Source organism: Acidisoma sp., from assembly GCF_035492295.1.
Classification (GTDB): domain Bacteria; phylum Pseudomonadota; class Alphaproteobacteria; order Acetobacterales; family Acetobacteraceae; genus Acidisoma.
Window position 1 is genome coordinate 1 of sequence record NZ_DATJJK010000098.1, and the last position, 8,012, is coordinate 8,012.

11 protein-coding genes and 1 other RNA gene are annotated in these 8,012 nt (G+C 66.6%); 7 read left to right on the top strand and 5 right to left on the bottom strand.

Annotation, left to right across the window (positions count from 1 at the left end):
- On the top strand, window positions 1-337 hold a 337-nt coding region (locus VL752_RS06785), incomplete at its 5' end, for a Gfo/Idh/MocA family oxidoreductase (RefSeq protein WP_325353455.1).
- Between the two features lie 108 nt (window positions 338-445).
- On the top strand, window positions 446-877 hold the full coding sequence (locus VL752_RS06790; protein WP_325353457.1) for a DUF1801 domain-containing protein: 432 nt from the start codon (window positions 446-448) through the stop codon (window positions 875-877).
- A gap of 65 nt (window positions 878-942) precedes the next feature.
- Here the strand turns inward: VL752_RS06790 and treF are convergent, their stop codons facing one another.
- The 5 genes from treF to VL752_RS06815 all read right to left on the bottom strand — a co-directional run bounded on the left by treF (window position 943) and on the right by VL752_RS06815 (window position 5,705).
- On the bottom strand, window positions 943-2,574 hold the full coding sequence (gene treF / locus VL752_RS06795) for an alpha,alpha-trehalase TreF (protein ID WP_325353459.1): 1,632 nt from the start codon (window positions 2,572-2,574) through the stop codon (window positions 943-945).
- Window positions 2,574-3,419, bottom strand: a complete 846-nt coding sequence (locus tag VL752_RS06800; RefSeq protein WP_325353461.1) for a TIGR01459 family HAD-type hydrolase — start codon at window positions 3,417-3,419, stop codon at window positions 2,574-2,576. Before VL752_RS06800 ends, treF begins: the two co-directional genes overlap by 1 nt.
- A gap of 2 nt (window positions 3,420-3,421) precedes the next feature.
- Window positions 3,422-4,483 carry a quinone-dependent dihydroorotate dehydrogenase gene (locus tag VL752_RS06805; RefSeq protein WP_325353463.1) on the bottom strand — a complete coding sequence of 354 codons (1,062 nt, stop codon included), beginning with the start codon at window positions 4,481-4,483 and terminating at the stop codon, window positions 3,422-3,424.
- A 31-nt stretch (window positions 4,484-4,514) separates the two neighbouring features.
- Window positions 4,515-5,162 (bottom strand): thiamine phosphate synthase, encoded by a 648-nt coding sequence (thiE, locus tag VL752_RS06810; protein WP_325353465.1) that lies wholly within the window; start codon window positions 5,160-5,162, stop codon window positions 4,515-4,517.
- A gap of 132 nt (window positions 5,163-5,294) precedes the next feature.
- Window positions 5,295-5,705, bottom strand: coding sequence for a hypothetical protein (locus VL752_RS06815; RefSeq protein ID WP_325353467.1), 411 nt, complete (start codon window positions 5,703-5,705; stop codon window positions 5,295-5,297).
- 82 nt (window positions 5,706-5,787) lie between these two features.
- Between VL752_RS06815 and VL752_RS06820 the strand changes: the two genes are divergently transcribed.
- From VL752_RS06820 to VL752_RS06840, 5 genes are all read left to right on the top strand, one after another.
- A complete protein-coding gene (locus VL752_RS06820; protein WP_325353469.1) occupies window positions 5,788-6,054 on the top strand; it encodes a hypothetical protein in 267 nt (88 codons plus the stop codon).
- Between the two features lie 43 nt (window positions 6,055-6,097).
- On the top strand, window positions 6,098-6,439 hold the full coding sequence (locus VL752_RS06825; protein WP_325353471.1) for a cell division protein ZapA: 342 nt from the start codon (window positions 6,098-6,100) through the stop codon (window positions 6,437-6,439).
- A gap of 9 nt (window positions 6,440-6,448) precedes the next feature.
- Window positions 6,449-6,606, top strand: a non-coding RNA gene (ssrS, locus tag VL752_RS06830) — 6S RNA.
- On the top strand, window positions 6,593-7,192 hold the full coding sequence (locus VL752_RS06835) for a 5-formyltetrahydrofolate cyclo-ligase (protein ID WP_325353473.1): 600 nt from the start codon (window positions 6,593-6,595) through the stop codon (window positions 7,190-7,192). The genes ssrS and VL752_RS06835 overlap by 14 nt, the downstream gene beginning before the upstream one ends.
- A gap of 10 nt (window positions 7,193-7,202) precedes the next feature.
- On the top strand, window positions 7,203-8,012 hold an 810-nt coding region (locus tag VL752_RS06840; protein ID WP_325353475.1), incomplete at its 3' end, for a TIGR00282 family metallophosphoesterase.

Below are 8,012 nucleotides of genomic sequence, written 5' to 3' on the forward strand. Positions count from 1 at the left end.
AGCCTTCACCGATGCGCGCTACGGCTACGATGTGCAGGCCGAACTGGTGGGCGAGGACGGCACGGTCGCGCTGCGCCCAGGGCCGCCGACCTCTATCCGGATCCAGGCCCAGGACGGCACCATCGTGCCGCAGGATTGGCGCGCGCGTTTCGCGGATGCCTATCGCATTCAGTTCGAGCGCTGGGTCTCCTCCATCCTTACCGGCGCGCCGAACGAGGGTGCGACGGCCTGGGACGGCTATCGGGCGATGCTGGTGATCGACGCGGCGCTGGCCGCCTGGCGCGCCGGCGCCCGCGTGGCCGTGGAGCAGCCGGAGTGGCCAGATTTCTATCGCTGAACGGAACGATGCTTCAGCGATTGAGCCGGCACATTCCCGCGCCTGTAGAGCGGTTGCCGAGGTCTCCTCGTTGTGGAATCGTTGCGGGACAGGCAAGGGATCGTTTCGGTGACTTCCAAGCGGATCGCAGCTCCAGACCGGAAGGCGGCCGAGGATCTCTCTGCGTCTGGCCTGATCGACGCAAAAATCGCATCGCTTGCCGATTGGCGAGGCGAGATCTTGGCTTCGATCCGCACACTCATCCGGGACGCTGACCCCGCGGTCAGCGAGGAGGTGAAATGGCGAAAGCCATCGAACCCTTCCGGTGTTCCGGTCTGGTCCAATGGCGGGATTCTTTGCACCGGCGAGATCTATCGCGACAAGGTCAAGCTCACTTTTGCGCGGGGCGCATCGCTTCCTGACCCGTCCCACCTCTTCAACGCCAGCCTAGACGGAAACACCCGCCGCGCGATTGATCTTCATAACGGCGACGAAATTGATGAACCGGCCTTCAAGGCCCTCATTCGCGCGGCGGTCGCGTTGAATAGGGCTGGTCGTTGAAAACGGCTTTCCACTCTCGCCCGCCACGCCGCTCTCCGAGCGACCCTCCCTGATCGGGTACCGCTCTAGTTACCCGGCGCCGAAGTGGCTTTCGCCTTTGGCTGAGCCATCGGATACTCCGCCATCAGTGCGGCCTGCACGCCATTGGTCCAGCCGAAGCCCACTTGCAGCGCGTATTCGCCGCCATGGCCACCCGCGCCGCTGCCCGGGGCCGCGGCGACATTGTATTTCTCGACCAGCACGCCGTCGCGCGCAAAGCCTTCGTTCACGCGGGCTTCCCAGCGCGTGGCGATTGTCTTGGCAAGTCCGACCTCGCCGTAGTTGCGGAAACCTTGCACGGCCATCCATTGCAGGGGCGCCCAGCCGTTCGGCGCATCCCATTGCTGGCCGGTCTGGCTGGTGGTGGTGAGAATACCGCCCGGCGCCAGCAGCTTCGCCTCAACCACCTTGGCGACGGATTTTCCTTCCGCATCGGTCGCGACGTGGAAAAACAGCGGCACCACGGTCGCGGCCGAGAGCACGTGCGTGAGCTGTCGCCTCCGCCAATTGTAATCGGAAAAATCGCCCGCCTTGGCATCCCACATCACGCGGCGGATCGCCGCCGCCCGCTGGGCCGCGCGTACCGCGAAATGGGTTGAGAGCTTGGTATTGCCCGCCAGCTGATAGGCATGGGCAAGATCGCTTTCGAGATGGAACAGCTCGGCATTGAGATCAACCGGCAAAATGTCGGTCGTGTCGATTGTCGCCAGCGTGCGGCCATCCGCCAGCCAGCGGGAACTGTAGTCCCAGCCCGATTCCGCGCCGGCTCGGAGATTGCGATACAGGATCGCCGGTTTCTCCTTCGAAAGCTTTGCGGTCTCGACATCCTCGCGAAAACTCTCGTCTCGCGGCGTGTCGTCAGCGCTCCAGAAGCGGTTGAGCACCGTGCCGTCTGCAAGCATTACGACATTGCCGTGCGCCTTGCCGGGCTTCAGCCCAGCCTCGCCCTTCATCCAATAATCATACTCCGCGCGCATGGCAGGGAGATAGGTCCGATAGATCCCAGGCCCGTCTTTCTCCGCCAGAAGATCGACCATGCAGGAGAAGAAGGGCGGCTGGGAGCGGCCGAGATAGTAGCTGCGGTTGCCGTTCGGCATATGCCCGTAGCGGGTGATGAGGGAGGCGATGTTGCGCACCATGTCCTGCGCGATCACGTCCTGCCCGCCCTGCTCCAGACCGAGCATGGTGAAGTAGGTGTCCCAATAATAGATTTCGCTGAAGCGCCCACCCGGAACGATATAGGGGGCGGGTAGCGGCAGCAGGGAGGAGTATTTCTCCGCCGCGTCCGGCTGGCGCAGCAGCACCGTCCAGAGATCGGCGATGTATTGGGAAACCGTCTCCCCGGGCTTGCGCTGGTAGGAGACGGTTTTCAGCACCGGCTCCTTGAAATGCGCCATGACGAAGGCTTTGAGATCGAAGCCCGGCTTGTCTTTTGCGGCCTCATAGGCCTTGAGGATGTCGGCGGGCGCCTCGGTCGGAATGGCGTCGGCGAAGGTCTTCTGGTCCGGAAAGATCTGCGCCATTTCCACGGCGCGGTAGAGATCCCCGAAAACCACGGAAGGTGGTTTCGGATAGGGCTGGGCCGCTTCCGGCTCCCTGGCGAAGGCCTGCGGGGCGAGCCCCGCCACAAAAACCGTGAGGAGGAGGGTTTTTCGCATCACCACCGGAAGCTGGGGAGGGTCGCGACCGGTGCAAGACCCGCCGCCGCCGCTTCTTGTTCCGCATCTGGGTGCTTGCCCGCAAGGTCGTGGATGCCGTCCAGCACCCACGCGGACTCGATCCCGACGGAACTGGCGCCCGCGATATCGGTGCGCAGCGCATCGCCCACCGCCAGCACGCGATCCTTCGCGCAATCCAGCATGGCGAGGGTCGGGCCATAGACCTGGGCATCCGGCTTGCCGCGCCAGCGGAAGTCGCCTCCCATCTTGCCGTAGGCTTCGGCAAGAATGCCGGCGCAGAGGATCTGCTTTCCGTCGCGCACGATGATGAGATCAGGATTGGCGCAGACCATCGGCAGCCCCGCGCGCAGGCAGTCTTCCAGTGCCGGTAGATGGGGCGCGAGATCACTTTCGCTCACCGCCTCGTCCGCCCCGATATTGAGTACGAAATCGGCGTCGCCCGGACTGAGCGCCAACTCGATATCGAGCCCTTCCAGCAGCGGCAGATCACGCGGTGGGCCGAGCCAGAAGGCGCGGCGGCCGAGGCCCGCGAACCACGGGTCATCCCGGTCGCGCAGCGCCTGCCAGACGCTCTCGCCGCTCGTCATCACGCCGTCATAGAGGTCGCGCGGAATGCCGAGCGCGGTCAGCGCCTTTTCCACCATCGCTGCCCGGCGCGGGGCGTTGGAGAGCATGACGATGCGCTTGCCCCGCTCCCGAAGGGCCTGAAGGGTCGCCTTCGAATGCGGATAGAGCTTCACCCCATCATGGATGACGCCCCAGAGATCGAGGATGAAACCGTCATAGCGGTCGGCGATCGGCGCCAGGCCCTCGAGATGCTGCATGGTCAGACCCCTTTCGCCCAGCGTTCGGCGGCAGCGCCGGTCAGGTCCGAGACATGAGCAATGTCGGCGCGGCGCAGCCCCGAGGCGAGTTCCGTCTTGATCCGCGTGATCACCGCGGGGCCGCCATAGATGAACGCCGTATAGATCTGCACGAGATCGGCCCCGGCCTCGATCTTGGCCAGCGCTTGCGCGCCGGACCCCACGCCGCCAACGCCGATCAACGCGAGGCGCCCGGCGGCCGCCAAGCGGGCACGCGCCAGCATGGCGGTGGAGCGTTCGAACAGCGGCTGCCCGGAAAGGCCGCCCGTCTCCTGCGCCTGCGGGCTGCGCAGGCGCTCGGGCCGCGCGATGGTCGTGTTGGTGAGGATGAGACCCGCAATGCCGGCGTTGATGGCGGTTTCCACCACCGCCTCCAGCCCCTCGACCGAGAGATCCGGCGCCACCTTCACGAAGATGGGCGGCGCATCGGGCACCGTCTGTCGCATGGCGGCGAGGATGGCGGTCAGCCGCGCTTCGCTCTGCAGGTCGCGCAAACCAGGCGTATTGGGGGAGGAGACATTGACCGTTACGTAATCGCACACGGGCGCGACCTGGCGCAGCAGCTCGGGATAGTCCCGCTCCGGATCGGCACCCTCCTTGTTGACGCCAATATTGGCGCCGACCGGGACGATGCGGCGATGACGGGCCAACTGCTTCTCGAACGGCACGATACCGTGATTGTTGAACCCCATGCGGTTGATGATCGCGGCGTCTTCCGTCAGGCGGAACAGGCGCGGCTGCGGGTTTCCGCTTTGAGGCCGCGGCGTCACCGTGCCCGCCTCGACGAAGCCGAAGCCCATGCGCATCAAGGAGCGCAACGCCACTGCATCCTTGTCGAAGCCGGCGGCGAGGCCGACGGGATTGCTGAATCTCATCCCTGCAACGGTCGTGGCGAGCGACGGCGGATCGGCCTTGGCGTGTTCAGCGGCGAGGCCAAGGCGCATGCCGAGGATGGCCAGCCTATGGGCGCGCTCGGCCTCCATACGGCGGAGGAGCGGCAAGGCCAGCGCGGTCAGGGGAGCCATGGGCAACCATTCATAAAGATATGTCTATGTCTCAGCGCCCGAGAGCGGCCGCGATGGCCATGTTCATGGCGCGCACCCCGCCTGCCGGACCCTCGGGATGGTCCCAGACGGCGCTGACGACGGCGAGGAAATCCGCCCCGGCCAGCACCAGCGGCGCGCAGTTCATGGGCGTGATTCCGCCGATCGCGACCGCAGGCAGTTCCATCATCTCGGACCACCAGGCGAGAATTTCGGCTTCGGCCTCGACCGGCGCATCGGTCTTGGTGCCGGAGGGGAAGAAAGCGCCGAAGGCAACATAGTCGGCGCCGTCCTCGCCTCCGGTCATCGCCAGTTCGCGGCTGCCGTGGCAGGAGACGCCAAGGGTCAAATCCGGTCCGAGGATGCGCCGAGCCTCGCGCACGCTCGTATCCTCCTGCCCGACATGGGCGCCGTCGCATCCTGTCGCGGCGGCGAGATCGGGCCGATCGTTGAGCAGGAAGGCAACACCCCGGTCTTGCGCCGCGGGGCGCAAAACGTCGATCGCGCGGCGGATCGCGTCATCCTCGGCCTGTTTCAGGCGAAGTTGCACAGCGCCGACATCACCGGCATCGAGCGCCGCCGCGAGCCAGTCCCGGAAGGCGAGGGGGTCGAGCACGGGCGGTGTCACGAGGTAGAGCCGGCAGGCGGAGTCCTCGGCCATGATCAGCGAGCCCCGCCGAAGGCGCGCCTGGGCCCGGTCGTCGCGGATGAAAACATCGTGAGGCCTGTCCCGAAAAGCCGCCGGAATGCGGCGTGCATATCGGGTGAGGACTAGCGAAAACCACCCCCCTTGTCACCCCGCGGGCGGCGCCCCGAGCCAGGCGGCGAGGCGACGGCGGGCGCCACGCTGGGCAAGATCGAGGGCGGGCGGCAGCGCGGGCAGCACCTCGGCTCCGCATTCCGCCCCCAGCGCCGCGATCCGCGCCACAAGCCCCGGGACCGGAGACGAAAAGGCGATACGCCGCTGGCCGAGGCGCAGCGCCTGGGCGGCAAAACCCGGCGCATCGGCACAGTCCAGCACATCGCAAAAGCCAAAAGCAGGGTGCGCGTCCCGCAACGCGGCGATGAGCGCAAGCCACCAGGCGGCGCCTGCAAAGGCGGCCGCCCCCGGCGCGGACACGAGGGTCACCGGCAGGGCTGGCTCCAGCGCCGAGCGACCATCGGCCAAGCTGTGAATCATGACCGCCGGAGGCAGGCCCGCCATTACGCGAAATCCTTGACGTTGCTCGCCCGACCTGTGCTGATGCGGCGAGGTGAATCCCCCAAGGACGGTAGACTAGAAGCCCATGGCAGAATACGAGGACACCAGCGCGGCCTTGCGCCGGGTGGAAGCAGCACTCAATAGAATTGCTGCGCAGGTCGCGAAACCTCGTCCCGCTTCTGCTGATGAGACTGTGTCGTTCGAAGGTCCGGCGAAGGAGACCGCCGCCGAACCCGCCGGTGTCGCGACAGCGGCTCCCGTCGACGACCAGACTCGTCACGAAATCGTGACGAAACTCGACGACCTCATCGGCGGCCTGCGCAACGCCCTCGGCCTCGAACGTCAGCCCTGACGGCCGGGGCCAGGAGGAACCGATTGGCAGGAAGGAGGCCGCGATGGCTCAGGTGAATGTGTGGATCAACGGCTATTCCTATCTGGTGGGCTGCGAGGACGGGCAGGAAAGCCATCTCGAAGCGATGGCCGCGGTGCTGCAGAAGCGGGTGAACGACGTAAAGTCCCTCGGCCAGCAGGGGGAAGCGCGGGTTCTGCTGCTGGCAGCTCTCCTGCTGGCCGATGACCTGCACGACAAAGAGGTGGCCCTGGCCTCTGCCCTGGCCGGTCGCGCCCCGGTCGCGACTGCCGAACCCGTGACAGTGATCGACCCTGAATTCGACGCAACGGTGCATCGCCTCGCCGCAAAGGCGGAAGAGATTGCGGATGCGCTCGAACGCTCCTAAGTATCGTGGGCGGGGCTGCCCGGTTCGATAGGTAAATCATCCCTGGGGCCGATAAGCATTCTCCTTGGGAACTGGCGCTGTCATGATCTTGGTCATGGTACCTGGTGCCCACCTGCACAAGCAGGCTCTAGGAGGATGAAAACGCCAACGGCCATGGCGGCTCCGCACACACCTCCTTTCCCGACCGAGGATCCGGCCCTGATCGCTGCGAAAGCTGCAGCGCGCAGAGAGGCGTCCGCAGCCCGCGCTGGGCGCGAGCCCGCGCTCGGCCAGGAACTCGCCCGGCATTTCCTGGCCGGCTTCCAACTGGACCCCGGCCTGCCGGTTTCCGGCTTCTGGCCGATGGGCGACGAGATCGACATCCGCCCCCTGCTCCATGCCTTGCACGCGCGCGGCCATCCGATCGGCCTGCCGGTGACCGGCCGGCGCGGCGCGCCGCTGGTTTTCCGCACATGGACGCCCGGCGCCCCGATGACCCCGGGCCGCTTCGGCACCAGCCATCCCGAAGGGCCGGAGCTGACGCCGGCCGCCCTGCTGATCCCGCTCCTCGCTTTCGACGCCGGAGGCCGGCGTCTCGGCTATGGCGGCGGCTTCTACGATCGCACCCTCGCCCTCCTGCCCGAGGCGCTGCGCATCGGCTGCGCCTACGAAGCGCAGGAGGTATCGCTTGTGCCGACCGGCCCCTTCGACCAGAAGCTGCATGCCATCGCGACCGAAGCCGGGGTACGGCGCTTCGCACCCTCGGACCAGTGACAGGATCTGCATGCGAATTCTTTTTCTCGGCGACGTCGTCGGCCGTGGCGGGCGCGACGCCGTCATCGCAGCCCTCCCCGACTTCCGCGCGCGGCTAAAGCTCGACCTCGTCATCGTTAATGGCGAAAACGCCAGCCACGGCTTCGGCCTTGCGCCCGACATGGCGCAGGCGCTGTTTGCCGCCGGGGCGGATGTCGTGACGCTGGGCAACCACGCTTGGGACCGGCGGGAGATCATTCCCTTCATGGCGTCCGAAAAGCGTGTCCTCCGGCCGCTTAACTTCCCGGCCGGCACACCCGGGGCGGGCAGCGCGATCCTGACGCTCGCCGACGGCCGGCGCGCCCTCGTGGTCAATGCCATGGGGCGGCTCTTCATGGAGGCGCTCGACTGCCCCTTCCGCGCGACGGAGGAACTGCTCAGCCGCCACAAGCTTGGCGCCACGCTGCAGGCGGCGGTGGTGGATTTCCACGGCGAGGCAACCAGCGAGAAGGAGGCCTTCGCCCATAGTTTTGACGGCCGCCTGTCGCTCGTGGTCGGCACCCATACCCATGTGCCGACGGCCGATCACCAGATCCTGGAAAAGGGCACCGGCTATATGACCGATGCCGGGATGTGCGGCTCCTATGACAGCGTCATCGGCATGGCCAAGGCCGGGGCCTCCGAGCGCTTCTGGCGCAAAATGCCGGGCGAGCGGCTGCAGCCCGCCGAGGGGCCCGTCACCCTCTGCGGGGTTTTCCTCGAGACCGATGACGCAACCGGCCTCGCTCGCAGGATCGAACCGCTCCGGCAAGGCGGCCGCCTGTCCCAGACCTTCCCCGAG